The organism is Roseburia sp. AM51-8 (assembly GCF_003478275.1).
Lineage (GTDB): Bacteria > Bacillota > Clostridia > Lachnospirales > Lachnospiraceae > Pararoseburia > Pararoseburia lenta.
Genome location: NZ_QUEY01000003.1, coordinates 350,460 through 376,433, shown reverse-complemented (window position 1 = coordinate 376,433; position 25,974 = coordinate 350,460). Strand labels below are relative to the sequence as shown.

27 protein-coding genes, 2 tRNA genes and 3 pseudogenes are annotated in these 25,974 nt (G+C 46.7%); 21 read left to right on the top strand and 11 right to left on the bottom strand.

Going from position 1 to position 25,974, the window contains the following annotated elements:
* Window positions 1–22 precede the first annotated feature (22 nt).
* From DW996_RS13375 to DW996_RS08530, 9 genes are all read left to right on the top strand, one after another.
* Window positions 23–532: a metallophosphoesterase family protein gene (locus DW996_RS13375; RefSeq protein ID WP_243098728.1), complete on the top strand. Its 510-nt coding sequence runs from the start codon at window positions 23–25 to the stop codon at window positions 530–532.
* Window positions 533–540: 8 nt separating this feature from the next.
* The gene (locus DW996_RS13370) at window positions 541–1,113 is read left to right on the top strand and encodes a metallophosphoesterase family protein (RefSeq protein ID WP_243098727.1); all 573 of its coding nucleotides are present in this window, start codon (window positions 541–543) and stop codon (window positions 1,111–1,113) included.
* Window positions 1,110–3,656 (top strand): AAA family ATPase, encoded by a 2,547-nt coding sequence (locus DW996_RS08555; protein ID WP_118535433.1) that lies wholly within the window; start codon window positions 1,110–1,112, stop codon window positions 3,654–3,656. The genes DW996_RS13370 and DW996_RS08555 overlap by 4 nt, the downstream gene beginning before the upstream one ends.
* Window positions 3,632–3,787 (top strand): hypothetical protein, encoded by a 156-nt coding sequence (locus tag DW996_RS13015; RefSeq protein ID WP_158575290.1) that lies wholly within the window; start codon window positions 3,632–3,634, stop codon window positions 3,785–3,787. Before DW996_RS08555 ends, DW996_RS13015 begins: the two co-directional genes overlap by 25 nt.
* A gap of 97 nt (window positions 3,788–3,884) precedes the next feature.
* Window positions 3,885–3,957, top strand: a tRNA-Phe gene (locus DW996_RS08550).
* Between the two features lie 3 nt (window positions 3,958–3,960).
* A tRNA-Gly gene (locus tag DW996_RS08545) sits at window positions 3,961–4,031 on the top strand.
* 23 nt (window positions 4,032–4,054) lie between these two features.
* On the top strand, window positions 4,055–4,894 hold the full coding sequence (gene murI, locus DW996_RS08540; protein ID WP_243098726.1) for a glutamate racemase: 840 nt from the start codon (window positions 4,055–4,057) through the stop codon (window positions 4,892–4,894).
* 158 nt (window positions 4,895–5,052) lie between these two features.
* Window positions 5,053–6,096, top strand: coding sequence for a cation:proton antiporter (locus DW996_RS08535; protein WP_243098725.1), 1,044 nt, complete (start codon window positions 5,053–5,055; stop codon window positions 6,094–6,096).
* A gap of 378 nt (window positions 6,097–6,474) precedes the next feature.
* Window positions 6,475–7,386 (top strand): alpha/beta hydrolase fold domain-containing protein, encoded by a 912-nt coding sequence (locus DW996_RS08530; protein ID WP_158573044.1) that lies wholly within the window; start codon window positions 6,475–6,477, stop codon window positions 7,384–7,386.
* On the opposite strand, the gene DW996_RS08525 is transcribed toward DW996_RS08530, so the two are convergent.
* The 7 genes and pseudogenes from DW996_RS08525 to DW996_RS08495 form a co-directional block, all read right to left on the bottom strand.
* The gene (locus DW996_RS08525; protein ID WP_118535432.1) at window positions 7,383–8,012 is read right to left on the bottom strand and encodes a TetR/AcrR family transcriptional regulator; all 630 of its coding nucleotides are present in this window, start codon (window positions 8,010–8,012) and stop codon (window positions 7,383–7,385) included. The genes DW996_RS08530 and DW996_RS08525 overlap by 4 nt on opposite strands.
* A complete protein-coding gene (locus tag DW996_RS08520; protein WP_118535431.1) occupies window positions 7,990–8,598 on the bottom strand; it encodes a glycerol-3-phosphate responsive antiterminator in 609 nt (202 codons plus the stop codon). Before DW996_RS08520 ends, DW996_RS08525 begins: the two co-directional genes overlap by 23 nt.
* Before the next feature lie 66 nt (window positions 8,599–8,664).
* A complete protein-coding gene (locus DW996_RS08515; RefSeq protein WP_118535430.1) occupies window positions 8,665–9,573 on the bottom strand; it encodes an RluA family pseudouridine synthase in 909 nt (302 codons plus the stop codon).
* A gap of 4 nt (window positions 9,574–9,577) precedes the next feature.
* Entirely contained in the window at window positions 9,578–10,942 is a 1,365-nt protein-coding gene (locus DW996_RS08510; RefSeq protein ID WP_118535429.1) for an MATE family efflux transporter, read from the bottom strand.
* Window positions 10,943–11,143: 201 nt separating this feature from the next.
* Entirely contained in the window at window positions 11,144–11,509 is a 366-nt protein-coding gene (locus DW996_RS08505; RefSeq protein ID WP_118281508.1) for a DUF1667 domain-containing protein, read from the bottom strand.
* A 2-nt stretch (window positions 11,510–11,511) separates the two neighbouring features.
* A pseudogene (locus DW996_RS14850) lies at window positions 11,512–12,770 on the bottom strand (NAD(P)/FAD-dependent oxidoreductase).
* Between the two features lie 14 nt (window positions 12,771–12,784).
* Entirely contained in the window at window positions 12,785–14,218 is a 1,434-nt protein-coding gene (locus tag DW996_RS08495; RefSeq protein WP_118535428.1) for an NAD(P)/FAD-dependent oxidoreductase, read from the bottom strand.
* Window positions 14,219–14,413: 195 nt separating this feature from the next.
* Between DW996_RS08495 and DW996_RS08490 the strand changes: the two genes are divergently transcribed.
* The 4 genes and pseudogenes from DW996_RS08490 (at window position 14,414) to DW996_RS08475 (ending at window position 17,751) form a co-directional block, all read left to right on the top strand.
* Complete coding sequence (locus tag DW996_RS08490; RefSeq protein WP_118281511.1) at window positions 14,414–15,394, top strand: helix-turn-helix transcriptional regulator; 981 nt, start codon at window positions 14,414–14,416, stop codon at window positions 15,392–15,394.
* Between the two features lie 123 nt (window positions 15,395–15,517).
* Window positions 15,518–16,308: pseudogene (locus tag DW996_RS08485) on the top strand (amino acid ABC transporter substrate-binding protein).
* Between the two features lie 12 nt (window positions 16,309–16,320).
* Window positions 16,321–16,971: an amino acid ABC transporter permease gene (locus tag DW996_RS08480; protein ID WP_118281512.1), complete on the top strand. Its 651-nt coding sequence runs from the start codon at window positions 16,321–16,323 to the stop codon at window positions 16,969–16,971.
* A gap of 18 nt (window positions 16,972–16,989) precedes the next feature.
* Window positions 16,990–17,751, top strand: coding sequence for an amino acid ABC transporter ATP-binding protein (locus DW996_RS08475; RefSeq protein ID WP_118535427.1), 762 nt, complete (start codon window positions 16,990–16,992; stop codon window positions 17,749–17,751).
* An 84-nt stretch (window positions 17,752–17,835) separates the two neighbouring features.
* Here the strand turns inward: DW996_RS08475 and DW996_RS08470 are convergent, their stop codons facing one another.
* From DW996_RS08470 to DW996_RS14285, 3 genes are all read right to left on the bottom strand, one after another.
* Window positions 17,836–18,183 (bottom strand): helix-turn-helix domain-containing protein, encoded by a 348-nt coding sequence (locus tag DW996_RS08470; protein WP_158573045.1) that lies wholly within the window; start codon window positions 18,181–18,183, stop codon window positions 17,836–17,838.
* A 115-nt stretch (window positions 18,184–18,298) separates the two neighbouring features.
* Window positions 18,299–18,916 (bottom strand): SDR family oxidoreductase, encoded by a 618-nt coding sequence (locus DW996_RS08465; RefSeq protein ID WP_330428857.1) that lies wholly within the window; start codon window positions 18,914–18,916, stop codon window positions 18,299–18,301.
* Window positions 18,862–19,029 (bottom strand): hypothetical protein, encoded by a 168-nt coding sequence (locus tag DW996_RS14285; protein WP_330428856.1) that lies wholly within the window; start codon window positions 19,027–19,029, stop codon window positions 18,862–18,864. Before DW996_RS14285 ends, DW996_RS08465 begins: the two co-directional genes overlap by 55 nt.
* A 217-nt stretch (window positions 19,030–19,246) precedes the next feature.
* On the opposite strand from DW996_RS14285, the gene hpf reads away from it, so the two are divergent.
* The 5 genes from hpf (at window position 19,247) to DW996_RS08440 (ending at window position 23,274) form a co-directional block, all read left to right on the top strand.
* The gene (hpf, locus tag DW996_RS08460; RefSeq protein WP_118281516.1) at window positions 19,247–19,777 is read left to right on the top strand and encodes a ribosome hibernation-promoting factor, HPF/YfiA family; all 531 of its coding nucleotides are present in this window, start codon (window positions 19,247–19,249) and stop codon (window positions 19,775–19,777) included.
* Window positions 19,778–19,871: 94 nt separating this feature from the next.
* Complete coding sequence (locus DW996_RS08455) at window positions 19,872–20,342, top strand: helix-turn-helix domain-containing protein (RefSeq protein WP_118535426.1); 471 nt, start codon at window positions 19,872–19,874, stop codon at window positions 20,340–20,342.
* On the top strand, window positions 20,330–20,800 hold the full coding sequence (locus tag DW996_RS08450) for a tetratricopeptide repeat protein (protein ID WP_118535425.1): 471 nt from the start codon (window positions 20,330–20,332) through the stop codon (window positions 20,798–20,800). The genes DW996_RS08455 and DW996_RS08450 overlap by 13 nt, the downstream gene beginning before the upstream one ends.
* A 46-nt stretch (window positions 20,801–20,846) precedes the next feature.
* Complete coding sequence (locus DW996_RS08445; protein ID WP_118281518.1) at window positions 20,847–21,896, top strand: D-alanine--D-alanine ligase family protein; 1,050 nt, start codon at window positions 20,847–20,849, stop codon at window positions 21,894–21,896.
* A gap of 13 nt (window positions 21,897–21,909) precedes the next feature.
* Entirely contained in the window at window positions 21,910–23,274 is a 1,365-nt protein-coding gene (locus tag DW996_RS08440; RefSeq protein WP_118535424.1) for a UDP-N-acetylmuramoyl-tripeptide--D-alanyl-D-alanine ligase, read from the top strand.
* Here the strand turns inward: DW996_RS08440 and DW996_RS08435 are convergent.
* Window positions 23,264–23,982, bottom strand: a pseudogene (locus DW996_RS08435) (lysophospholipid acyltransferase family protein). The gene DW996_RS08440 and the pseudogene DW996_RS08435 overlap by 11 nt on opposite strands.
* Before the next feature lie 133 nt (window positions 23,983–24,115).
* On the opposite strand from DW996_RS08435, the gene DW996_RS08430 reads away from it, so the two are divergent.
* The 3 genes from DW996_RS08430 (at window position 24,116) to DW996_RS08420 (ending at window position 25,896) form a co-directional block, all read left to right on the top strand.
* Window positions 24,116–24,523, top strand: a complete 408-nt coding sequence (locus DW996_RS08430; RefSeq protein WP_118281521.1) for a protease complex subunit PrcB family protein — start codon at window positions 24,116–24,118, stop codon at window positions 24,521–24,523.
* A gap of 81 nt (window positions 24,524–24,604) precedes the next feature.
* Complete coding sequence (locus DW996_RS08425; protein WP_118281522.1) at window positions 24,605–25,600, top strand: alpha/beta fold hydrolase; 996 nt, start codon at window positions 24,605–24,607, stop codon at window positions 25,598–25,600.
* 56 nt (window positions 25,601–25,656) lie between these two features.
* Window positions 25,657–25,896 (top strand): Veg family protein, encoded by a 240-nt coding sequence (locus DW996_RS08420; RefSeq protein WP_118281523.1) that lies wholly within the window; start codon window positions 25,657–25,659, stop codon window positions 25,894–25,896.
* Window positions 25,897–25,974 lie beyond the last annotated feature (78 nt).

The window sequence follows — 25,974 nt, the reverse complement described above, 5'->3', positions numbered from 1 at the left end:
CGTTTATAAATGAGGTAGCAATATGAAAATAATTCATTGTGCAGATCTGCATCTGGATTCCAAGATGGAAAGCAATCTGGATCGGGAAGCCGCCGGCATGCGACGGGATGAATTGCTGGATACTTTTGAGCGTATGGTGGCGTATGCAGCAGAGCAGGACGTGCGTGTGATCCTGATCGCCGGAGATCTGTTTGATAAGCCCAATGTACGAAAGACGGCAAAGACCCGTGTGATCGAGCAGATCAAGGGGCATCCGCAGATCGATTTTTGCTATATCAGGGGCAACCACGATCAATTGGATTTTGTGGAAGAATTATCCGAGCAGGAGGATATCACCAACTTAAAACTCTTTGGTACGGACGAATGGACATCCTATGATTATGGGGATGTGGTCATTACCGGCATGGAACTGGTCAAGGAAAACAGTCAGACCTTGGGCATGAATCTGGTGCTGGACCAGAACCGTGTCAATATTGTCGCTTTGCATGGGCAGGAATCGGACTATCAGGCAATGACCGGACAGAGGTCGTAAACCTATCCATGCTGCGGGGCAAGTATATCGATTATCTTGCTTTGGGACATATCCATTCCTACAAAAAGGAAAGGCTGGATGACCGCGGCGTTTATTGTTACAGTGGTTGTCTGGAAGGGCGCGGCTTTGATGAGTGCGGAGAGAAGGGCTTTGTCCTTTTGGATATCACCGAGGGCAAGATCCATACGGAATTTGTGCCGATCGCAAAAAGGATGCTGCATGAAGTCAAAGTAGAGGTCGATCCGACGATGGATATGGCGGCGATCATCCGTGCTGCCAAGGAATGTGTGAAAGATATCTCATCGGAGGATCTGATCAAGATCATCGTGACCGGTGAGACAAATATAGATACGGATATTGATTGCGAGCGCCTGCGCCGCAGTCTGGATCAGGACTTCTTTTTTATCAAGGTATATGATCGCACATCGGTACAGATCGATTATGAAAGTTTCCGTAATGACAAGTCTCTCAAAGGAGAGTTTGTCCGTCTGATGGAAAGACAGCATATGTCGGAAGATGAGAGAGCAGCCATTATTGAGTTGGGCATGAAAGCAATTATGGGCGAGGACATAGAAGTATGAAGTTAATTTCCTGTTATATTACCGGATTTGGGACAATCAAAGAATGGTCTTACGATTTTTCTGACGGCATGAATGCCCTGTGTCAGGAAAATGGCTGGGGAAAGACGACCTTTAGTGTGTTTTTGAAAGCCATGTTCTACGGCATGGACTATTCGGCACGCACCAAGATGCTGACCGAGCGCAAGCATTATATGCCTTGGGATGGCGGTGTCTGTGGCGGTTATCTGATCTTTGAGGCAGAAGGCAAGCGCTATCGGGTCGAGCGTAGTTTTGGCAAGACGGATAAGGATGACACCTTTACTCTGATCGATACCAATACCGGGGCAGCCTGTGACGATTTTTCACAGAATTTGGGTGAGGAACTCTTTCAGGTAGATCGGGATTCTTTTGAAAAAAGTATCTTTATCCCGCAGGCATCGGTATCGACGGCGATGACGGACAGTCTGAATGCCAAGATGGGAAATCTGGCATCGGCAAAGGACGATATCAACAATTTTGATGAGGCTTTGAACCGTGTCAGTGAAGTGCGTAAAAATTATACCAGGCGGAGCAAGGTCAACAACGGCAAGATCAATGTCATCAAGGAAGAGATCAGCAGATGCAGTGAAGTGATCGATAAGAAGGCGGCGATCTTAGACGGCTACCGCAAGCAGTTTGACAAGTTAGAGGAAAAGAAAAAGTCCTTAAATTGGATGGAGGCAGAAAAGAACCGTATCACGGAAGCCATCCGCACGCAGAGCAAGCGCGAGCAGGATATGGGGGCATATCGCCAGCAAAAAGAATTTTTGGAAAAACAGCAGGAAGAAATGAATGTCCTGGATGATTTCTTTGCGACCGGATTGCCAAGTGAGGAAGAACACGCAAAACTGGAAGATGTGGAGCGTCAGTATGACATGAGCCGGCGGACAGAGAAAGACCTAGCGATCAAATTGCCGCCGGAGCAGCAGATCAAGAAGTGGGAAGACCTCTTTGGGGACCAAGTACCGGATGAGGAGGATCTTTCCAAGTGGAAGGATATGTCTGTCCGCGTGCAGGAATTGCGGATGCAGGGAGAACACTCCAAGTTGTCTGAGGAGGCAACGGCACAGTTAGATCAGTTAAAATACTTCTTTGCCAATAAGGTTCCGACGGAGGAAGAATTATCCCAGATAGAAAAGGACGTTGTGGAACTGTCGCGTCTGGATGGTCGTATCGTGGAGCAGGATGAGAATTATCGAAACATCAAGGCACGTGTGGATATGGCACAAAAGACCGGCAGGACAGCGGGCAAGACGGCAGGGGTTCTAGTGCTTTTTATTTTATTTGCAGCCTTACTCCTGGGAGGATTTTCTTTCCGGATCCTTGCCCCGGAAGCAGACGGCAGTACGATCTATCAGATTCTTTGCTTTGTCGGCGCAGCAGCGACAGGAGTAGCCGCTATTATGCAGATCGGCAGAATACGATCTTTACATCGCAACAAGCAGGAAGACTTGCAGGGACAACTCGCAGAGGCTGCGGAGGCACTGGCACAGAGCCGGGAAACAAGAGAAGTCTTAGCAATCCGTTGTAAAGCATTTTTGGCCGATTTTAAACTGACACCGGCAGACAGCATGCAGCAGATGGTTTATGAGATACGTGTTAATCTGGATCATTATGTGCGCCTGCGGGATGAGGAGCATCAGGCGACAGCGCAGACAACAGATGCCGTAGAGGAAATGGCTGATCTGCGCATGGAACTTTATACTATATTAGACCGATATGCCCAGGTATATCACATGGATCTTTACCATGAGGGCAATGAGGCAGACCTTTTAGAACAGTTGAAGAAAGATAAAAATGCCTATGAGGAATACATTCACTGCCGTAAGCAGTTGGAATTGATCCGTCTGACCATGGAGGAACAGAAGCGGCTTTTGGAAAAATATCTGGGCAGATTTCCGTTGGAAGAAGGAACTTCCCTGCAGGAACAACTGCATCTGATCTGGAGCAAACGGCAGCGTTATGGTCAGTTACAGGAAGAGATCGCTAGTTTGCAGGAAAAGATCCAGGCATTTGCCGAGGATAATCAGGTAGAGGAGATCGCGCTTTCTGTCGAGCAGTTACAGGAGAAACAGGTACAGATCGATGAGGAGATCAAGGATATGCAAAAGGGCATCACACAGGATCGAGAGTCGCTGCACCAGTTGTCAGTCGAGTTGGACGGCATTGAAGATGCGGAGAACCGTCGTGATGTACTTCTGGAGGAAAAGGCAGAGTGCGACCGCAAGGTAGACCTGCTTACCAAGACCGAAGAATATTTAAAGATCGCCAAGGAGCAATTCCTGTCTACTTATATGCGGCCTTTGCGTCAGGGCATGGAACACTATATGGCGATTCTGGATGATAAATATAAGGACTCCGTCAAGGATATGGATTTTGATATTACCATGGATCTGTCCGTGCAGGTGCTGAGTCAGGGAAGCACCCATTCCAGTGATTATTTGAGCCATGGCTATCAGGATCTGGTAGGCTTTGTGCCAGATTTGCCCTGGTGGATGTCTTGTATCATAAGGAACAGCCGGTGATCGTACTGGATGATCCTTTTACCAATTTAGACCAGCAAAAGATTACGCATGCCTTAAAACTTCTTGCTGACATAGCAAAGGAGCGGCAGATCGTTTACTTTACCTGTCACGAAAGCCGCATGCCATCTTAGTCTGGGATGATGATTTTCCCGCCTGTCAGATATCGAAAAAGTTCTTGACAGGCAGGGGGATTTTCGATAAAATCAACTTGTTGTTGTGAAACGACGAGCCCAGTTAGCTCAGTTGGTAGAGCAGAGGACTGAAAATCCTCGTGTCTCTGGTTCGATTCCGGAACTGGGCATCTGCGGGTGTAGTTCAATGGTAGAACATCAGCCTTCCAAGCTGAATACGTGGGTTCGATTCCCATCACCCGCTCTTAAGAAAAGCCTTGATTCGATATGGATCAAGGCTTTTTACATTTATATCTTGTAGTCTGGGAAAAGCAGACAGAAAAGGGGCAGATGATGGATAAAAGAGAAGCACCGATCGCGGTGTTTGACTCTGGCATGGGTGGAGTCAGTGTTTTGCGTGAACTGATCAAAACGATGCCGGAAGAAGATTTTTATTATTTTGGTGATTCTAAGAATGCACCGTATGGGACAAAGAGTACAGAAAAAGTGCGCGAACTCACCATTGCACATACAGAAGATTTTATGAAAATGGGAGCCAAGGGCGTTGTGATCGCCTGCAATACGGCTACCAGTGCGGCGGTGCGCGTCTTGCGCCTCATGTACCCGGAACTGCCGCTGGTAGGGATCGAGCCGGCAGTCAAACCGGCAGCAGAAAAGTATCCTCAGGGCAATATCCTTGTGATGGCGACACCGATCACGATCCGGGAAGAAAAACTGCATCATTTGATTGAAAAATTTGGCGGTCATGCTAACGTGATGCCGCTTGCCTGTCCGGGACTTATGGATTTTGTGGAAGCGGGCAATATTGACAGCCCGGAACTCTATGGTTTCCTGCGCGATCTGTTGGAACCCTATCAAAAGAATCTGGATGCGGTCGTTTTGGGATGCACCCACTATCCTTTTGTGCGCAAGGTCATCGAACGGATCGTTGGCGATCAGGTGGAGATCTTTGACGGCGGTGCCGGGACAGCGCGGGAAATGCGCAGACGGCTTGCTGTGGACGGCCTTTTGCGGGAAGCGACCGGAAGACAAGGAAAAATCGAATTTCACAACAGTGATCTTACCAAAGAAAGAGAAGATTTATTTGAAAAATTATTGCACTACTAGGCAGTAAGATTATGGGAATAAGAGGCGAATTCATCAAGGTGTGGAAAAACCCATAAACGCTTGCATTAGGAATATGATAGGAGTAAAATAATTGCGGTTCAAAGGAAACCATATGGTTTTACAAATATATAAAATGAAAGAAAGAAAAGGTGAGCGTTATGAATTACGAATTTTTACTTTGGATTGCTTTGATTTTAATTTCGACAAAAGTATTGGGACTGCTGTGTAAGGCAGTACATTTGCCGGAGGTTGTAGGAGCACTCTTGGCAGGTGTGATCTTAGGACCTTCTGCACTGGGACTTATGTCTATGGAGGGCGATACCGGTACACTGCTTACATATGTGGCAGAGATGGGCGTTATTTTCCTTATGTTCTCCGCAGGTCTGGATACAGACTTAAAGGAATTAAAGGCCAATATCGGAGCCTCTTTTGTTACGGCATTGATCGGTGTTATTGTACCTCTGATCGGTGGTATGATCGGTTATGCACTTTACTTTGGCGAGGATCTGAGCAATTACGATCAGATGTTACAGAGTCTGTTTGTCGGTGTTGTACTGACGGCGACTTCCGTTAGTATCACGGTAGAAACTCTGCGAGAAATGGGCAGATTGTCCGGCAAGGTCGGTATGACGATCTTGGGTGCAGCCATTATCGATGATATCCTGGGTATGGTCGTTCTGGCTGTTGTTTCCAGCATGAAGGATACTTCCGTAAAGCCAACAACCGTATTGATCAAGATTGTATTATACTTTGTATTGATCCTGATCCTCTTTATGGTTACCAGCCGTCTGGAGTTTGCGATCGAAAAAAATGACCACAAGAGACGTGTGGCGATCTTTGCCATTGCATTCTGCTTTATCTTAGCCTATGTATCAGAGATCGGTTTTGGTATCGCGGATATTACCGGTGCATACTTTGCCGGTGTTATGTTATGCCAGTCAAAGATCAGAGATTATGTTGATGTCAAGATCCACGATGTATCAACTGTATTCTTCTCATGTATCTTCTTTGCCAGTGTAGGTTTAAAGGTTACCCTTGGTGGTATGACCTTAAAGATATGGCTGTTTGCAGTGATCCTGACACTTATCGCTATCATTTCCAAGATGGTAGGATGCGGACTTGGCGCAAAGGTCTGCAAGTTTACATGGAAAGAGTCTTTGCAGACAGGTGTTGGTATGATTTCCCGAGGTGAGGTTGCCTGATCGTTGCAGAAAAAGGACGTCAGGTCGGACTGATCAGCGAAGATCTGTTTGCACCGATCATTCTGGTCGTTATTGTCACCACGCTGATCACCCCAATCCTTTTGAAGGTAGTGTTCAAGGGTGATGAGCCGGCAGAAAGTGCAGTAGAGAAAGCATAAGTCTGGGAAATAAATATGAAATGGAATCCGACAGATGTGGCATGTGATATTGCCCGGCTGTCGGATTTTTTGTATAAAAGGCACATTTTTTCTATGTATTTAAACATACAAAAACAACAAAGTGTATGATAAACACACATAAATGCTTTTTTAATGGTGAGAAGATGTCATAGAACCTATTATATTAATCCTAGAAAAAATAATTTTTAGGAGGTCAATGATGGCAAGTCAAGAAATGGAAACATTAAAAACAGGAATGAAGATGATGATGGAGAAAGGCTTTGCACCAAAATTTGACGGAAAGATGGATCCTTTGAATTTGCGTGAAGTGGTCTTCGCAGCGCAAAAACGCATGCCGGCAGAACCAGGCATAGAGTTCCTTCCGGTTACCTACGGTGGAGTGACCGGAGAGATCAATCGACCGGAGCAAAAGAAAGATGACTATATCATTATCTATATCCATGGCGGCGGGTTGATCTGTGGTAATGCCTTTTCGTCCAGAGGTTATGCCTCTATGCTGGCGGCAGAAACGAAGCGGGATGTCTATACACTGGATTACCGGCTGGCTCCGGAAAATAGATTCCCGGCGGCTGTGGATGATGCCTTTGCTTTTTATCAGGGAGTTTTGGAGGAACACAAGAATACACCGATTTTCCTGATCGGGGAATCAGGAGGTGCCTACCTATGTATTACAACCATGATGAAGTGTCGTGATGAGGAGGTTAAGAAACCGGCAGGCATTGTACCATATTCTGCACCGATTGATTTCGCTGGGCGCATTGATCGTCATTTTGAGGGCAATAAAGACTTTACAGTGACGCCGGACGGCTTGGAAACACTGAAAGATATGCTTTTGGAAGAAAAGGATCTGGATAATGTGTATGCCAACCCGTATCTGGATGATTTGCATGGCTTTTGTCCGGTGCTCTTAGCCTGGGATGAATCGGAGTCTTTGGCAGTGGATCAGAAGATAATTGTGGACAAGTTGGAAAAACAGGGCAGCCCTTGTCAGTATAAGTCTTATCCGGACTGCTTTCATGCCTTTGCAACAGCAGGACGTGGCACGGAAGAAAGCCGTGAAGTTCTGCGCGATACCATAGCTTTTTTTGAAAAATACAAAACACAGGCTTAGACAGGTTTGTCAGCTACAGAAAAGTGACGGGATGAATAGTTCTGTAAAAGATTTTGAAAGGCTTCTTCTGACTCGGGTGACTCCAGGCGGAAGAAGTTTTTTGCCATATTATAAAAAGTCTGGAAAAAGAGATTGATAAAATCTGTGTCAAGGCAGGAATCCAGATTCAGATAGTAGAGCATATAATCTATGGTCATTCCGGCGAAGAGACTGGCTTCTAAAGGTGAAATCTGATGAAGATTTTTCCCCAACATCTCTTCCAGATATTGACGGATCCGGTCTTTGAGCGGAAGAGAACTAGACTGTATGGAAAAAATCTTTTTCAAAATGGAGCGGTTTTTTTGAAAATAGGCCTGCAGTGCGATAGCATAATCATTGAGATCCGGATTATCCATGGCGCCGACAGACTGTGCCACAGCGACAAATTCATCCAGGTACTTGGTCTGCAGACGCTCAACGATCTCGTATTTATCGCTGAAGTGCTGATAAAAGGTAGAGCGGTTGATCCCGGCTTCTTCAATAATCTGAGCCACAGTGATTTTTTCAAAACGGTTCTTTTCCAGCAGAAGTAAGAGAGCATTGGTAATATCCCGGTCGGTGCGCTCAAATTGTTTGATTCTTTTCATATGATTCTCCTATCTTATATCTATAAAACCATACATCTTGATTGGTGGTTGAAATAGCAGTTGCACCGGCATCGATAAGTGCGTAGACGTCTTCCTTTTCACTGATCAGACCGCTGGAGATCAGCGGCTGGTGGTTCATTTTGCGGATGCGGCGGACGACACTTGGCATTGGCCCGGGCAAGACCTCTATAACGTCAGGCTTTGTGTTTTTTAATTGTTTCTCAATGCTGTCATATGCCATGGAATCGATAAAAAAGAAACGCATAATGGTACACAAGCCCAAATCCTTGGCTCTGGAAATCAGGGGGGCTTTCGTGGAAATGATGCCGTCAGCTTTGGTAAATTTGGAGATATAGTCAACGGCTGCTTCTTTGGAACTCAGCCCCTGAATCAGATCCATGTGTACAAATGCCAGTTTGCCACTGCCTTTTACCTTTTCTACGATGGAAGGGATGGTAATGATATCGCCGTAAAGAATGAAGATGATCTGGCTGTCACAGTCCAGACAGCGGGTAAGTCCTGCATCATCTTTGATGGCTGCAATGATGGGAGAGTCCTCCAATGCCTCTTTAAATTCTTTTTTCATGTGAATACTCCTTGTAAAATCAACCTACTATTGTCATGATTGTAGCACAAAACAAGTAGAAAAGCGTTATAACCTGTCTGGACAAAGACAAATAAGTGCATCCTCCATATCCTGTGGCAGAGCTGCGGTAAAGGTCATAGGTTCCTTTGTGATCGGATGAATAAAGGACATGCGATAGGAATGGAGTGCCTGCCGCTTCATATAGCGCATATCGGGATTGTAGAGATAATCGCCGATCAGAGGATACCCGATGTATTTCATATGTACGCGGATCTGGTGTGTGCGACCGGTTTCCAGTTGCAGGGAGACAAGGGCGTGATCGTTTAGTGCCTTTTCGACTTTATAATGGGTGATGGCACGATCGCCACACGAAAAATCGACCTCTCTTGCAAGGATGGTTCCGTCTACCCGGGCAAGGGGAGCATCAATGGTGCCGGTGGTGGGATCCGGGATGCCACTGCAAATGGCAAGATATTCCCGTCGCACCTCCTTTTTTGCCACAGCATCGGACAGGATACTGGATGCTACTAAATGCTTTGCAACGATGGTAAGACCGGATGTGTCGCGATCCAGACGGTTGGTACATCGGAAAATAAAAGGCTTGCCCTGTTTCTCATAGTAATATGCCAAAGCGTTTGCAAGTGAATTCTCGTAATTTGCCATGGAAGGATGAATGGGCATGCCGGCTGCCTTGTTGAGAACAATGATATCCTCATCCTCATAGATAATATCCAGTGGCAGGTCTACGGGAGGGATCTTTTCAGAAGAAGCCTCCTCATTGATCTGGACGCGCAAGTGGTCGCCGGCATGGACATTGTCCTTCATATAGACAAATTGACCGTTGAGCAGGATGTTTTGAGGCATGCGCTTGATGAGTGTCAGATTCTGACCGGAGAAGCCCTGCCGCCTTAAAAATTGCTCGATGCGTATACCTTCATCTGCTCTTGTGATCTGATAGTCAATCGTTCGTTTCATGTATCTATGCCTGCCCTAAATTTTTCAATGCCTTTTTGAATTGGACGGTAAAGAGGATGATCGTAAAGGTGACGGCTAAGATGTCAGCAATCGGTTCCGCAGTGTAAACAGCCCTGGTCTTGTCGGCAAGAAAATGTGGCAGAATGTAAATGAGCGGGATCAGGAGCACAAATTTACGCATGATAGCAACAATGATGGAGCAGACTGCATTGCCGGTGGAAACAAAGGTCATCTGGCAGGCGATCTGGATACCCATCATAAAGAGTGCACCACAGTAAATGCGCAGAGCCTTAGCGGAGAAGGCTAAAAGGCTGGCATCGTTTGTAAACATACCGGCAAAAATCTGCGGAAATGCCTGCACGCAGATCCAGAGGATGACAGAGTAGGTCAGGCTGGTGATCAGCAGGAGTTGGAAACTCTTTTTGACACGGGCACTGTTCTTGGCACCGAAATTGTAACTGGTGATCGGCTGGGCACCCTGTGCGACACCCTGCAATGGCAGCATGGCAAACTGCATGACACTGGTCAGGATGGTCATGGCACCGACTGCAACGTCACCGCCGTATTTGAGCAGAGAAGAGTTAAAGCACATGGATATGATACTCTCTGTAGACTGCATGATAAAGGCAGAAAGCCCTAAGGCAACACAAGCCGGCATGAGGGGAAGTCCGCTGCGCAAGTTTGCCTTGCGGATACGCAGTAAGGTCTTTTTACCGAGCAGAAAATAAATGCACCAGATACAGGAGCATGCCTGGGAAAGAATGGTAGCAAGGGCAGCACCGCGAACACCCATATGCAGGGCAAAAATAAAGATCGGATCCAATATGATATTGATGACGGCACCGATCAGGACAGTCATCATGCCGTCTTTGGCAAAGCCCTGTGCTGTGATAAAGGCATTTAAGCCCAGAGTCATCTGGACAAAGATAGTGCCGAGCGCATAAAGGCTCATATAAGAAGTCGCATAAGAAATTGTGTTCTCGCTGGCTCCAAAGAGTAGGAGAAGATCACGGTTCCAGATGAGGATGACGATGGTAAGTGCCAGTGAGATCATGATCTGTAGTGTAACACAACCGCCGAGGATCTTTTCTGCAGATTCGTGATCGCCTTTTCCCATGGCGATGGATGCACGCGGTGCAGCGCCGGCAGAGACAAGGCATGCAAAGGCAGATACGATCATGATGATAGGCATGCAGACACCTACGCCGGTCAGGGCAAGACTGCCTTCACCCGGGATGTGACCGATATAAATGCGGTCAACGATGTTGTAGAGCATATTTACCAACTGGGCAATGACGGTTGGGATAGCCAGTTTAAATAACAATTTACCGATAGGCTGGGTTCCTAAAAATTCTTTATCCTGATTCATAGTGTTTATCCTTTCCTGTATAAATCCATAAACGCATAAATCTTATTATAGCATAGATACACAGGACGACACCTACATTTTTTACCGGATTTGGACAGTATTTAGATAAAAAAAGGAGAAGCCGTCCCCCAACGGCTTCTCTTTTATCTCCCTTATTAAAACCCCTTACATTTTACTCCGTATCTTCTCAAAAAAGACTTCTTACTTTACGTCTACATTCTTTGTTGCTACGACATCAACACCTGTGTCACAGACATTGGCAAGAACAACATCACCAATGGCAACCGGTGCAGGAACAACTACATTTTCCAGAGCCTTGCAGATATCAAAGATCATGCCTTTTGGAATATCTTCTTTGGTCTTGCAGGAAACCATGTTGATCTTACCACCTTTGACGCGGACAGAAGATGTTACGATTCTGGTAGGATTCGTACATTCTTTTCTGGCATATTTATCGCCGTTTGGACAAGTGTTTCCGGTCACTTCTGTAACTTGACCATTTTCTAATGTAACCTTAAGGCTGCATCCCATAGGACAGCCGATACAAATCAATTCTCTTGTTTCCATCCTTATGCCTCCTCAATCTTGATTGTAATGTTCTCAATGTCAGGGTACTCTGCCAACTGTGATTTCTTCAGAACAACCTGCTCCATTTCACCCGGTGCCATAACCGGACGTTTTCTCTTGGAGATCAAGGTATCTCCAAAGTAGGTAGCGATCGCGCAGCCCTTGAAGACCTGACCTACACGGAAACGAACCGTCAAAGTGTCATCCATTACTTCCGGACGTACATATTTTGGAACGGTATAGCGGACACCGTCAACCGGCAGGATCTCGATCTGCTTTGCAGAAGTAACTTCGCCTTCCTTGATGTATTTTGCAGCATTCTTTCCGGCATTGGTTGCTTCCTGTGAAACAAAGTCAACCAGATCATGTACATGAAGTACGTTACCACAGGCGAATACGCCCGGAATGTTGGTCTCTAAACTGTCATTTACAACAGGACCGGAAGTGATAGGACTGAGGTCTACACCTGCGGTCTTGGAAAGTTCGTTTTCCGGTAAAAGTCCACAAGACAGAAGCAGGGTATCGCAATCGTAGTGGATCTCTGTGCCAGGGATCGGCTTGCGGTCCGGTCCGACCTCGGCGATGGTAATGCCTTCTACACGTTCTTTACCCTGAATGTCAACAACGGTGTGAGATAAGTAAAGTGGAATATCGAAGTCATTTAAGCACTGTACGATATTTCTCTTCAGACCACCGGAATAAGGCATCAGTTCGGCAACAGCGAGAACCTTTGCTCCCTCTAAAGTCATACGACGTGCCATGATCAGACCGATATCACCGGAGCCTAAGATGACAACGCGGCGGCCAGGCATATAGCCTCGATATTAACAAGACGCTGAGCGGTACCTGCTGAGAAAATACCTGCCGGACGATAGCCCGGGATATTGAGCGCACCACGGGAACGCTCGCGGCATCCCATAGCAAGTACAACAGCCTTTGCCTCTACGGTAAACATACCATCGGTAGAATTCATGGCGGTAACAACCTTGTCATTTGAGATATCCATGACCATGGTGTTCAACTTGTACTCGATGCCACGTTCCTCTACCTGGGCAATGAAACGTGATGCGTACTCCGGACCGGTCAATTCTTCTTTAAAAGTGTGAAGACCGAAACCATTATGGATACACTGGTTTAAGATACCACCTAATTCACGATCTCTTTCAATAATTAAAATACTGTCAATTCCATTATCTTTTGCAGCGATAGCAGCAGCAAGACCTGCAGGACCACCACCAACAATGACTAAATCATATTTCATTTTCGTGCTCCTCCTTATATCTTCTTGTTGTAACCAAATACGATCTTGGCATCTTTACCATTCTTAGTTACATCAAACATGCTCATTGGAACTTCGCGCTCCAAAATCTCCATTGTTTTCGGTGAGCAGAAGCCTGCCTGACAACGTCCCATGCCGGCTCTTGTTCTACGCTTTACAGCGTCTAAGGATCTGGCACCTAAGGTTCTGTGGATCGCATCTAAGATCTCACCTTCTGTGATCATTTCGCAGCGGCAGATGATGTTTCCGTATGCCGGCTGCTTTTTGATGAGTTCATTTCTTTCTTCGATAGAAAGGGTTGCCGGATTGAGGATGCCCTTGCGGTGTCCGTTGAAAGAAGGATTCTTTTCTAATCCCAACTTTTCTGCAACCTGTGTGGCTACCATTTCGCCGATGGCTGGTGCGGAAGAAAGACCAGGAGACTCAATACCGGCTGCGTTGAAGAAGCCTTCTGCATCTTCTGCTTCGCCAATAACGAAATCACCGCCAATTTCATGAGCACGAAGTCCGGCAAAGGATGTGATGACCTGACGGAGAGGGACGTTCTTGACAGACTGTGCACTGGTTGCTCCCAAAGAACCAAGTCCTTCTGCTGTCGTGTTGATACCTTCTTTATTGTCTACATCTTCTGCGGTAGGTCCGACTAAAAGGTTGCCGTGTACGGTAGGTGTAACCAGGACACCCTTGCCCATCTTGCTAGGCAACTGGAAGATGGTGTGGCTGACATGGTTGCCTGCGCTCTTGTCAAGCAGCATGTACTGACCGCGGCGGGCGATGATCTGTAACTTGTGTTCGCTTACCATATTGTTGAATTTGTCAGCGTAAACACCGGCTGCGTTGACAACGACCTTAGCCTCGATCGTGTCTTTGTCGGTCTTGATCAGGTAATGATCATCAGACTTTGTGATGTCTGTTACTTCTGTATTTAGGAAAAATTCTACGCCGTTGTCGGCTGCATTTTCTGCAAATGCCATGGTCAGATGGAACGGACAAACAATGGCACCGGTAGGAGCGAAAAGTGCTTTGACAACATCATCAGCAAGATTTGGCTCCATCTGGATGAGTTCGTCACGGTCTAAGATGCGAAGATCCGGAACACCGTTTTTCTTTCCTTTTTCTAATAATTCGTCAAGAAGAGCTGGATCCTGATCCTTGGTACAAACAACGAGAGAACCGTTTCTCTTAAATGGGAAATCCAGATCCTTGGACAACTGATCCATCATCTCGTTTCCTCTGACATTGAGTTTTGCCTTTAAGGTTCCCGGGGTAGCATCAAAACCTGCGTGAACGATAGCACTATTGGCTTTTGATGTTCCGTTGCAAACGTCTTCGTCTCTTTCAATGACACATGCGTTTACTTTGTACTTGGATAATTCTCTTGCGATGGCACTGCCGACTACGCCAGCACCAACAATTGCTACATCATACATATGTAACGACTCCTTTCTTTGCATAAAAAAAGCAAGATAAATAAAGCGAATTCTATTCGCCTATCTACCTTGCTCTCATCTCTGGTAATTTATTTATTTTGTGATATGATTATAGCACGTAAAAATGGCGGCTACAATACCCAAATGGAAAAAAATGGGTCATATCTAAAAGTTATTTTTTTAACGAGGTGTCAGATGGCAAATGTAGGAAATCAGAAGCAAAAACTTCTTTATATAATGGAGATTTTTCTGCGGGAGACGGATGAGGAACATCCGATCACGGCGGCGCAGATCATTGAGAAATTAGAGGCAAGGGAGATCGTGGCAGAGCGGAAAAGTATTTATCGCGATATCCGTGCCTTACAGGATTATGGGATGGATATTGAAAAAGCCCCGGAGCAGAATGGCTTTTATCTGGCGGAGCGGACCTTTGAACTGGCAGAATTAAAACTGCTGGTAGATGCGGTGGCGGCGTCAAAGTTCATCACAGAGAAAAAGTCGCGCGAACTGGTGCAAAAGATCGAACATCTGGGAAGCGCCTATCAGGGCAGACACCTTCACCGTCAGGTCGTTGTGTCGGATCGTGTCAAAATGGCAAACGAGCGTATCTACTACACGATCGACGAGATCTATCAGTGTATTGATAACAACCATAAAATGACCTTTCAGTATCTGGAATGGAATGATAAAAAAGAACAGACTCTGCGCCATGGAGGAAAATGGTATGAGGTCAGCCCGGCTTTTTTGCTGTGGGACAATGAATATTATTATCTTGTGGCATGGGATGAGGAGGCATCTGCGGTACGTCATTACCGTGCAGACAAGATCCTGGGCGCAAAAGAGATGGAAGATAAACGCAGCAAAGAAGTCCTGGCGATCGAAGACCAGAAAGCAGACTATGCCAAGAAGCGTTTTAGTATGTTTGCCGGAGCAGCGGAGATCGTGACCCTGCGTGCGCCAAAATACATGGCAGGCGTTATGATCGACCGCTTTGGCACAGAGGTAAGGATGCGCAGAGAGGACGAGGATATCCTGGTGCGTACCGAGGTGGAGGTCAGTCCGCAGTTTTTCGGCTGGATCACAGGTCTGGGACCGGGGGTTCAGATTCTGGGACCGGAGACAGTGCGCAGGTCTTATCAGGAGCATCTGGAACAAATTCTTTCTGCTTATAAATAAGTTATCCTTTACATCAATACTTGCTTATGATACTCTTTTAACATATTAGCACGCTAAAGTATATAGGCTGCTAGGAATAAGTATAGGAAGAAAGAGGACGCAGGTATGAAGATGAAAAAGGTTATGGCAGGACTTTTGGCAGGTTTGATGGCATTTTCTATGGTGGCATGTGGCAATAAGTCTGCAAGTGCAGAAAAAACAGATGCAAAGGACACCAACAATGATGGAAAGTTTGTTGTCGGTTTTGATCAGGATTTCCCGCCTTTTGGATATGTAGGCGATGACGGCGAATATACAGGTTTTGATCTGGAACTGGCAGCGGAGTGCGCAAAGCGTATGGGACAGGAGATCGTTTACCAGCCGATCGATTGGGACGCCAAGGATATGGAACTGGAGTCGGGAACGATCGACTGCATCTGGAATGGCTTTACCATGGATGGACGTGAGGACAAATACACATGGACAGATCCTTATATGGATAATTCACAGGTTGTCGTTGTCCGCAAGGACTCCGGTATTTCCGGTCTGGATGATCTGGCAGGCAAGATCGTGGAAGTGCAAAAAGAGTCCAGCGCACAGTCAGCCCTGGAAGAAAATACAGACTTGTCCGGTTCCTTTGCACAACTTTTGACAGTGGCGAGTATAATACAGCCATTATGGATCTGGAAAGTGGGGCAGTGGATGCGATCGCCATGGATATTTTTGTTGCCAAGGATCAGTTGGCAGACAAAGGAGACGAACTTGTGATCCTGGATGAGCAGATCTCATCTGAAAAATATGCGGTTGGATTTTTGAAGGGCAATACAGAGTTGCGCGACCAGGTGCAAAAGACTCTGGAAGAAATGGTCGCAGACGGCACTTTTGCCGAGATCTCCAAGAAATGGTTTGACTCCGATGTTTGTATTTTGAAATAATCAGGTGATGAAATGAGTTTACAGTTGATACTATTGCAGTTGTCAGAGGGCATGTTATCGACCATCTGGATCTTCGTGCTGACACTGCTTTTTTCCCTTCCTTTGGGGCTTGTGATCGCGTTTGGACGGATGTCACGCAATGTCATCCTGCGCAATATTACAAGGATCTACATATCGATCATGCGAGGGACACCGCTGATGCTGCAACTTCTGGTGGTCTATTTTGGACCCTACTATATCTTTGGCATCAGTATTTCGTCCTCCTACCGGGCGTATGCGGTCATCATTGCATTTGCCCTAAATTATGCAGCCTATTTTGCGGAGATCTACCGCAGTGGCATTGCCTCTATGCCAAAAGGTCAGTACGAGGCAGCCAAGGTGCTGGGCTATAGCAGGACGCAGACCTTTTTTACCATCATCCTGCCACAGGTGATCAAGCGCATCCTGCCATCTGTGACCAATGAAGTGATCACCTTGGTAAAGGATACGTCACTGGCATTTTCCATTGCCTATGCGGAAATGTTTACGCAGGCAAAGGCACTGGCGGCATCGCAAAAGAGCATGGTGCCGTTTGTGGCTGCAGCCGTTTTTTATTACATTTTCAATTTTGTTGTGGCGGCGATCATGGAATTCTTCGAGAAGAAGATGGCATATTACCAATAGGATAGGAAGGATATCTGGATGAATATATTAGAATTAAAACACGCAAAAAAGTCTTTTGACGGCGTGGAAGTTTTAAAAGACATTGATCTGTCGGTATCCGAGGGACAGGTGGTTTCTATCATAGGACCTTCCGGTTCCGGCAAATCCACCCTGCTTCGCTGTGTGACTTTTCTGGAGACGCTGGACGACGGTAGTCTGTCTTATCAGGGGCAGGAAGTCGTGCACTCAGAAAATGGCAGGGCGGTCTATGGGAACAAGGCACAGATCAAACAGGCAATGGGAAGTTTTGGGTTGGTTTTCCAGAATTTCAACCTTTTTCCGCATTTTTCGGTCTTAAAAAATATCACGGATGCACCGATCCGTGTGCAAAAGCGTCCAAAAGAGCAGGTGGAGGCAGAGGCACGGGAACTGCTGAAAAAGATGGGGCTTGCGGATCGCGCAGATGCATATCCCTGCCAGTTGTCCGGCGGGCAGCAACAGCGCGTTTCCATTGCGCGTGCGCTGGCACTCAAACCGGCGATCCTCTTTTTTGATGAACCGACCAGTGCACTGGATCTGGAACTGACGCTGGAGATCTTAAAAGTCATCAAGGAATTGGCGGCGGAGAAGATGACTATGGTCATTGTGACACATGAGATGAATTTCGCCAAAGATGTCTCTGACCGGATGATCTTTATGGATAAGGGACTTATCGTTGAGGAAACGACACCGGAATTACTCTTTAAATCGGAAAATCAAAGGACGAGGGAATTTTTGGGAAAATATCACGATCTATCATAATAGGGCAAAACAAACAGGCTGCATCACAACCGGATGCAGCCTGAATTACTTGTTCCAACCTTATATATGCGCCTCTGGATCAAACTACTTGGGCTGCTTTTGGTAGTGATGCAGGATCAGTTTGATCTCATCCTTTAGGATGTCCTGTCCCTCCGGTGAAAGATTGCCGCAAGCCTGCAAGATGGCAACGGCATCATCAGACAGGTCCGGCATAGAATTTTGTGGTGGTGTGTAACCGAGCAGATAGTCGCAGGTCGTGTTGAAATAGGCTGCCATACGCATAAGAATATCGTAACTTGGCTGACGTTTGCCCGAAAGATATCCGCTGAAAGTTGACGGATGGATATGTAGCGATTCACAAACCTGTTTTTTACTGGTATTTTGCAGTTCCATGAGATTGGTGATACGTTCCCCTAAAAGCATTGATGACATAAGTGCCTCTCCTATCATTTATCATTAGTAACTAAATAAATGATAGAACAGGAGAATTTGAATTTGCCCGGATTTCACATAACGCATAAGGGGAACGCAAAACGCCACGAGCGATTTAGATATATCCTCCATCCATGGAAATGACCTGCCCGGTCAGATAGGTCGGCATCTTTATCACTTGCAGTACAGCCTCGGCGACTTCTTCCGGCTGGGCAAAGCGGCCGGCTGGAATTTCTGCCTCCAGGTCGGTACGTTCTTCTACGCTTAGGAAACTGTTCATGTCGGTATCGATGACACCGCAGGCAATGGCATTGACGGCGATCCGGGATGGCGCCAGTTCTTTTGCCAGAGCCTTTGTAAAAGCATGGATACCACCCTTGGAAGCGGAGTAAGCGATTTCACAGGAAGCCCCGACATTGCCCCACATGGAAGAAATATTTATGATCCGACCGCTCTGCTTCTGCACCATGGTGGGCACAAATGCCTTGGCAGTGTAGAAGCAGGAGGACAGATTGACGGATAGGATCTGATCCCATTCCTCGACCGACATATCGGTCAGGAGTCCGATATGGGAGATACCTGCATTATTGACAAGCACATCGATCTGCGAAAAATGAGCAAGCATTTCTTCAGCAAGAGCCTTTACAAAAGAGGGATCACCGACATCCCCGGTAAAGGTCAGGACTTCGATATGATAGACGGAGCGCAGATCCTCCGCCAGATCTTCCAGCATCTTTTGATTTTTCCGGCAGACCAGTCCAGATGATAGCCCTCTTTGGCAAGGCTTGTGGCTATGGCGCGTCCGATCCCGCGGGAGGCACCGGATACAAATGCAACTTTATACATGATCGTTCTCCTTTTGATACTATCTAAATTTATTTTCACTATAACAAAGAGCGGAATAAAGCGCAAATATGGGGATATGTTGCAACTAACTGTATGAACAATTTATAAAATAAATTTTATTTTTCTGAAAACTACTTGTCCTAAAAACGTAATATGTTATAATTGAACCATGATATTCACACGGTATCAAATATAATGTGAAAAGGGGATGGACATCATGAGAATTACAATCACAGGGAAAAACATTGAACTTACCGATGGACTGAAGGAGGCAGTGACAGAGAGACTCTCCAAACTGGAGAAATATTTTGCACCGGAGACTGAGGCGCATGTGACATTGAGCGTAGAGAAGGAACGCCAGAAGATAGAGGTAACCATACCGGTCAAGGGCAGCGTTATCCGTGCAGAGCAGGTTAGCAATGATATGTACGTTTCCATTGAGGTTGTTGTGGAGACGATCGAACGCCAGTTAAAGAAATACCGTAACAAGATCGTGACAAAGCAGCAGAGTGCTGAGAAGTTCTTTGCACAGGAATATCTGGAAAAAGATACGGATGACGATGATGAGATCCGTATCATCAGAACCAAAAGATTTGGTATTAAGCCAATGTATCCGGAAGATGCCTGCGTGCAGATGGAATTATTGGGACACGACTTCTTTGTATTCTTGAACGCAGAGACAGAGGAAGTAAATGTTGTTTATAAGAGAAAGGGCAATACATACGGCTTGATCGAACCGGAATTTTAAAATCTTGCGGATAGCCGTCTGCTTTTGCAAAATGCCATTAGGTCTGCAGATTCCCGGGATGCTATAATATCCCCATCAGGGGGAGGATGAGCATATGAAAGAACAGTCTATGGGACGGATTCTACGCAGGATCCGCATAGAACAGGGGATGACACAGGAAGCATTGGTGGAGGGTATTTGTACCGCCGGTTATTTATCACGCGTAGAAAATGGAAGCCAGATTCCGTCCAGACAGATCTATCAGTTATTGATGGAGCGTCTGGGGGAGTCTGGCTATTCTTATGCCTATTGGCAGGAAGAGGAGGAAAAAGAGCAGACCTGCCGCGAACTTTTGCACGCTTTACAGACATGGCAGAAAGAGCATGTGGATGAGAAACTTCTGAAATTACAAAAAATGAAAGGGGCACAGGACATCCGGGAGCGCCAGTTCTATGGCATGGCACATGTGATCTGGCTTTATATGAATGAAGCGATCCCACAGGAAGATTACCTGGCTGCTGCCGCACCATCTGGGAGAGTGATGCGCAGGGAAAGGCCAGAAGGCGACAGGGGATGGATAAGATAGAATTTGCGGAAATGTCGGAAGTGCAGCTCTGGATCCTCAACAATCTTGCCATCGGACATATGTGGCGTGGGGAATACCGGGAAAGTGCATCCATCTTGCTGCGTCTTTGCCGCTATGGGCAGAAGTCTGCAGGGGATGTGCGCTTGTCCTGGAGTGTGCGGGCAGCGCTCTGCCATAATATGGCGGTCTGTCTGCTGGAGATGGAAAAGCCCAAGGAGGCTCTGTATTTTTGCGACCAGGCGATTGCCATCCTGCAAAAGGAAGGCGGACTTTCTTCCGTATTATATGTGCTCCGCCTGCAGATGGAAGCCTACCGGATGTTGCAGGATATGGATGCTTATTATCGGGCGCAGACCTTGCTGCATCACCTGAACTGTCATCTGGTCAAGGAAAAGGGAAGCCGGGCACAGATCGAAAAAAGACTATGGGATAGAAGAACCTTGTTTGTGATTTTTTGAAATGCTATAATAAGGGCATCATTTTAAGAAAGCAAGGAGTTAAGATATGAATATCGTAGTTTTGGCAGGCGGACTGAGTACTGAGAGAGATGTATCCTTTAAATCAGGAGATATGGTTTGCAAGGCTTTGCGGAGTCTGGGACACAAGGTTTTGCTGTTGGATGTATTTCTGGGTTACCATGATACAGAGGAAGATATTAGTGATATTTTTGAACATACAGAGGAAGCAAGTGTGGAGGTGTCAGATATTCCGGATACGGCACCGGACATCGCGGCGGTCAAGGCTTCCAGAGCAGACCAGTCAGACTGCTTCTTTGGACCGAATGTGATCGCGATCTGCCGTAAAGCGGATGTGGTCTTTATGGCATTGCACGGCGAGAACGGTGAAAATGGTAAGGTGCAGGCAGCCTTTGACCTGTTTGGCATCCGTTATACGGGAAATGGCTATTTGAGCAGTGCGATCGCTATGGATAAGGGAATTTCCAAAGAATTTTTTAAGTCTTACGGTGTTCCTTGTCCACAGGGATTTTCCCTGAGCGTGGAGGAGGCAGACGCACCGAGACAGCCACTGGCTTATCCGTGTGTGGTAAAGCCGGCTTGTGGCGGATCTTCCATCGGTGTTTCTATCGTGCACAATGAGACGGAGTACAAAAAGGCATTAGCGGATGCTTTTGTCTGGGAAGATCAGGTTGTCATAGAGGATTATATCCAGGGGCGCGAGTTCTCTGTCGGTGTTATCGAGGGTAAGGCACTCCCGGTCATTGAGATTGCACCGATCCAGGGATTTTATGATTATAAGAACAAGTATGCAGCAGGCAGTGCGGTAGAAACCTGTCCGGCAGATTTACCGGCGGATATTACGGCACAGATGCAGCGCTATGCCGAAATGGTCGTGGAAGCACTGGGCTTGGAGACCTATTCCCGTATGGACTTTTTACTCAATGAGAAGGATCAGATCTTCTGTCTGGAGGCAAATACACTGCCAGGCATGACACCGACCAGCCTTTTACCGCAGGAGGCAGCCGTTATAGGCGTAGACTTCCCGGCACTCTGTCAGCAGATCATTGATATCTCGCTCAAGAGATTTGAAAAGTAGAGGTAGACATAGCATGAGAAATATGACATTAGAAAAGATTGCACAGGCATTGGGCGGCAGGCTTTACGGCGCAGAAGGATCTGATCTATCCGATCGAGAGGTGCAAGGCGTTGTCATTGATAACCGTCAGGTCGAGAAAGATTATCTCTTTATACCGATCCGTGGGGCGCGTGTGGATGGACATTCCTTTATTGGGGATGCCTTTGCCAAGGGGGTGCTTGGCGTCTTATCAGACCATGTCTTAGAAGATGCAGCAGGACCTTATATTGTAGTAAAAGATACCGAGCAGGCACTGAAAGATCTGGCGGCATATTACCGGGAACAGATCGATACCTATGTCATTGGCATTATCGGCAGTGTGGGCAAGACCAGTACCAAGGAAATGGTTGCTTCCGTCTTAGGACAGCACTTTTCGGTCTTAAAGACCCAAGGCAATTTTAATAACGAGATCGGTCTACCGCTGACCCTCTTTTGTATCCGCCCATCCCATCAGGTTGCAGTCGTTGAGATGGGAATTTCCGATTTTGGCGAGATGGATCGATTGGGTGCCATGGCAAGACCGGATATGGTCATTATGACCAATATCGGACAGTGCCATCTGGAAAATCTGAAAACCAGGGATGGTATCCTCAAGGCAAAGACAGAAGTTTTTGCCCATATGCCGGCAAGCGGGCGAGTCATTTTAAATGGGGATGACGACAAATTGCAGCAGGCAGATACCTTGGGCATGGAGAAGCATTTCTTTGGTTTGCAGGGGCAGGAGTTTTTTGGATCTGCGATCGCAGGACATGTGGATCATGTGGATGCCTTGCTTCATACACCGCAGTGGGAACATGCTGTCAGCATTCCGATCCCGGGAGAGCACAATGTCTATAATGCACTGGCGGCGACCGCAGCAGGCACACTTCTGGGCTTGTCCGAGCAGGAGATCCTTGCGGGGATAGAGCAGGTGGAGACCATAGCCGGACGCAACCACTTTATCGAGGCACATGGCATGACTGTGATCGATGACTGCTACAATGCCAACCCGGTGTCCATGCGCGCTTCCTTAGAGGTGCTGGGACATGCGGCAGGACGCAAGGTCGCTATCTTAGGCGACATGGGAGAACTCGGTGAGAACCAAGAGATGCTCCATTATCAGGTAGGGCAGGTTGTTGTGGAAAATGGCATTGACCTGCTTTTGACAGCAGGAAAACTTGCCGGACAGATTGTACGCTATGTGCAGGAACATGGAGACAAAACGCAGGCGATCGCCTATGCTGACAAGGAAGCCCTCTTGGCAGACCTGGATCAGCACATAAAAAAAGGAGACACCATTTTGATCAAGGCGTCTCACTTTATGAACTTTACGGAAATCGTAAAAGTAATTACAGAATAAGATCTTTATCTTCAGAAAGCATATCTGCGATAACACTTTGTGTGTAAGCGCCGATGTGCTTTTTTTGATCCGCTTCTAACTGATCCGGATAGATCGGCTTGCCATAGTGAAAGACAACGGTCGTCTTTTTGACAAATGGCATATGGTTGCGCAGGATCTCATCGGTGCCTGTGATGGCAACCGGGATAATGGCACAACCGGTCTTGGTGGAGATCTTGAAAGTACCCTCCTTGAAAGGTGCCATCTGACCGGTTTTGGTACGCGTTCCTCCGGGAATACAAAGATGGAGATACCACGCTTGATATCATCGATGGCTGCGAGGATCACACGCAGACCGTCTCTGGGATTGGTACGATCCAGAAAAAGGCAGTGAAGCCTGCGCATCCATACGCGCAGGAGTGGGATTTTCTCAAGATTATCCTTGGCGATAAATCCGGTCAGCCCCGGACAGTGTGTATAACCGATCACGACATCAAAGATGCTACGGTGGTTGCCAACATAGACGACGGCTTCCTCGGCAGGGATATTTTCTGCGCCCTTGACGATGACATCAGTGCCGCAGATGCCGATGATCGTGGAAAAGGCCCACTGCACAATGCGCAGACTGCTCAACTCGGCTCCTTTTTTATTGATCTTGCCATAAAGCCATTCGATGCCAAGCACAGGAATGCCAACGACTAAAAAGAGAAAGGCAAATAATAATGCCATAATGGCTCGTAACATAGTAACCACCCTCCGTGTCAAAAACTTTTTCTTAATCATAAATCATATATTCCAAAATTACAATCTTCATATTCAAAAAGTCACCGCATATAATTTGAAAAAAACCATGGGGTAATTTATGAAGCGAAGATGCTTACTCATTTTTTGCTGCCTTTGTCTCTTGCTGATGGCAAGCGGATGCAGTTTACAGACCAAGGAAAAGAAACTGCGGGATGTGGAATATACGGTTCTGGGAACCGACCATATCCCACAGGAATTGCGGGAAAAGATCGATCAGGTCAAGACGGAGGAATTTCAACTGACCTATGATGACGGACAGTATCTGTATCTGGCGAAGGGGTATGGTACGCGCGAGAGCAGCGGTTATAATATCAGCGTAAAAGATTTATATCTGACGGAACATACCATTGTCTTTGAAACGCAGATCAGCGGCCCGACGGAAGGGGAGGATGTCAGCCGGAGGGAAACAACGCCGTATATCGTGGTAAAGACGGAGATCTTAGACGGTCAGGTGGTCTTTCCATAAGAGGGTAAAGTTATTTGTAAAGATAAATCGTTCGTGATAAGATAAGGGCAATAGAGGGAGACGTACAAGGGAGGATAAGGGATGACAAGAGAAGAAACAAAAGCAGCCGTGAAGGCGTTGCTGATCTCGGATGAGGATTTTGCAGCAAGACTGGAAGATACGATCAAGCCATGGGTGGCAGAACATCTGCAAGAGGAATACTTTACCAGTTTTGATGGTACGCGCATACATACGCATTATGCCATCCATCCAAAGGAAAAGGCATCCATCGTGATCTCACATGGATTTTGTGAATTCGCAGGGAAATTTCACGAGGTCATGTATTATATGTATGAAATGGGCTATTCCGTCTTTTTCATCGAGCACCGGGGACATGGATTTTCAGACCGTGCGGACTGCATCCATGAGTGGGATCGCGTCTATGTCAAGGACTATGGGGAATATGTGCAGGACATGCATGAATTTATGGAACAGGTGGTAAAAAAGCACAGCCTGACACATAAGTATTATCTGTATGCACATTCCATGGGCGGTGCCATTGGAACCCTGTTTTTGGAAAAATACCCGGAGGTCTTTGAGAGGGCAGTATTGTCCAGCCCAATGTTACAGGTGAATTTTGGCAAAAACCCGACCTGGCTGGTCAAGGTGCTGATGGTGCTTTCCAAGATCCTGCGCTGGGACTTAAAATATGTGCCGGGCCAAAAGGGCTTTGACCATGTATATGTGTTCGCAACCAGCAGTTCGACTTCGGAACCGCGCTATGCCTATATTTTCAACCAGCGTGAGCAAGTGCCGCAATATACGAGTTATGGCGGTACCTATGCCTGGACCAGGGCGTCCATCAAGGCGACCAAGCAGATCGCACGGGATGCAGGAAAGGTACAGATCCCGGTATTACTCTGTCAGGCAGGCAGGGACACCATGGTAAGAGCGGAAGGACAGGAGTATTTTGCAAAAAATAGCGGAAATACCCGGATCGTGCGTTTTCCGGACTCCAAGCATGAACTTTTTACGGCGACCTATGACATCATGTTACCGTATTACGAGGAAGTCTTTGACTTTTACGCTGAGAAGTGATATAATACCACAGATGCGTTTCGCAAGACGAGACCATGTTAGGAGGTACATTGTTCATGGAACATTCAGATTTTGATAAAGTACGCGCTTCTGTTAAGCAGCAGTGTGGCAACAAGGTCGTGATTCAGCTGGATAAGGGACGCAACAAGGTAGACATTCAGGAAGGCATTATTCAGGAAGCCTATCCAAGCGTGTTTACGATCCTGACAGATGATACCGAGGAGAAGCCTTCTCAGTTGTTATCTTTCAGTTATACGGACATCATTACAAAAGAGATTCGCATGAAGCTATGTTAATTTCATAAGAGCAGGGAACCGGGCAGATCTGTCCGGTTCTTTTTTATCAATAAGAAAATAATCATATCCGTCTGTTTT

Bases quoted from the DNA above. Each gene is read 5' to 3' on its own strand.
- DW996_RS08450 (WP_118535425.1), top strand. From the start codon at position 20,330: ATGGATAAGATAGAATTTGCGGAAATGTCGGAAGTGCAGCTCTGGATC.
- DW996_RS08455 (WP_118535426.1), top strand. From the start codon at position 19,872: ATGAAAGAACAGTCTATGGGACGGATTCTACGCAGGATCCGCATAGAA.
- DW996_RS08535 (WP_243098725.1), top strand. From the start codon at position 5,053: ATGAATTACGAATTTTTACTTTGGATTGCTTTGATTTTAATTTCGACA.
- DW996_RS08530 (WP_158573044.1), top strand. From the start codon at position 6,475: ATGGCAAGTCAAGAAATGGAAACATTAAAAACAGGAATGAAGATGATG.
- murI (WP_243098726.1), top strand. From the start codon at position 4,055: ATGGATCAAGGCTTTTTACATTTATATCTTGTAGTCTGGGAAAAGCAG.
- DW996_RS08425 (WP_118281522.1), top strand. From the start codon at position 24,605: ATGACAAGAGAAGAAACAAAAGCAGCCGTGAAGGCGTTGCTGATCTCG.
- DW996_RS08440 (WP_118535424.1), top strand. From the start codon at position 21,910: ATGAGAAATATGACATTAGAAAAGATTGCACAGGCATTGGGCGGCAGG.
- DW996_RS08515 (WP_118535430.1), bottom strand. From the start codon at position 9,573: ATGAAACGAACGATTGACTATCAGATCACAAGAGCAGATGAAGGTATA.
- DW996_RS08445 (WP_118281518.1), top strand. From the start codon at position 20,847: ATGAATATCGTAGTTTTGGCAGGCGGACTGAGTACTGAGAGAGATGTA.
- hpf (WP_118281516.1), top strand. From the start codon at position 19,247: ATGAGAATTACAATCACAGGGAAAAACATTGAACTTACCGATGGACTG.
- DW996_RS08470 (WP_158573045.1), bottom strand. From the start codon at position 18,183: ATGTCATCAATGCTTTTAGGGGAACGTATCACCAATCTCATGGAACTG.
- DW996_RS08510 (WP_118535429.1), bottom strand. From the start codon at position 10,942: ATGAATCAGGATAAAGAATTTTTAGGAACCCAGCCTATCGGTAAATTG.
- DW996_RS08525 (WP_118535432.1), bottom strand. From the start codon at position 8,012: ATGAAAAGAATCAAACAATTTGAGCGCACCGACCGGGATATTACCAAT.
- DW996_RS08475 (WP_118535427.1), top strand. From the start codon at position 16,990: ATGAATATATTAGAATTAAAACACGCAAAAAAGTCTTTTGACGGCGTG.
- DW996_RS08495 (WP_118535428.1), bottom strand. From the start codon at position 14,218: ATGTATGATGTAGCAATTGTTGGTGCTGGCGTAGTCGGCAGTGCCATC.
- DW996_RS08520 (WP_118535431.1), bottom strand. From the start codon at position 8,598: ATGAAAAAAGAATTTAAAGAGGCATTGGAGGACTCTCCCATCATTGCA.
- DW996_RS08490 (WP_118281511.1), top strand. From the start codon at position 14,414: ATGGCAAATGTAGGAAATCAGAAGCAAAAACTTCTTTATATAATGGAG.
- DW996_RS13370 (WP_243098727.1), top strand. From the start codon at position 541: ATGCTGCGGGGCAAGTATATCGATTATCTTGCTTTGGGACATATCCAT.
- DW996_RS08480 (WP_118281512.1), top strand. From the start codon at position 16,321: ATGAGTTTACAGTTGATACTATTGCAGTTGTCAGAGGGCATGTTATCG.
- DW996_RS08505 (WP_118281508.1), bottom strand. From the start codon at position 11,509: ATGGAAACAAGAGAATTGATTTGTATCGGCTGTCCTATGGGATGCAGC.
- DW996_RS08555 (WP_118535433.1), top strand. From the start codon at position 1,110: ATGAAGTTAATTTCCTGTTATATTACCGGATTTGGGACAATCAAAGAA.
- DW996_RS08430 (WP_118281521.1), top strand. From the start codon at position 24,116: ATGAAGCGAAGATGCTTACTCATTTTTTGCTGCCTTTGTCTCTTGCTG.
- DW996_RS08420 (WP_118281523.1), top strand. From the start codon at position 25,657: ATGGAACATTCAGATTTTGATAAAGTACGCGCTTCTGTTAAGCAGCAG.
- DW996_RS08465 (WP_330428857.1), bottom strand. From the start codon at position 18,916: ATGCTGGAAGATCTGGCGGAGGATCTGCGCTCCGTCTATCATATCGAA.
- DW996_RS13375 (WP_243098728.1), top strand. From the start codon at position 23: ATGAAAATAATTCATTGTGCAGATCTGCATCTGGATTCCAAGATGGAA.
- DW996_RS14285 (WP_330428856.1), bottom strand. From the start codon at position 19,029: ATGTATAAAGTTGCATTTGTATCCGGTGCCTCCCGCGGGATCGGACGC.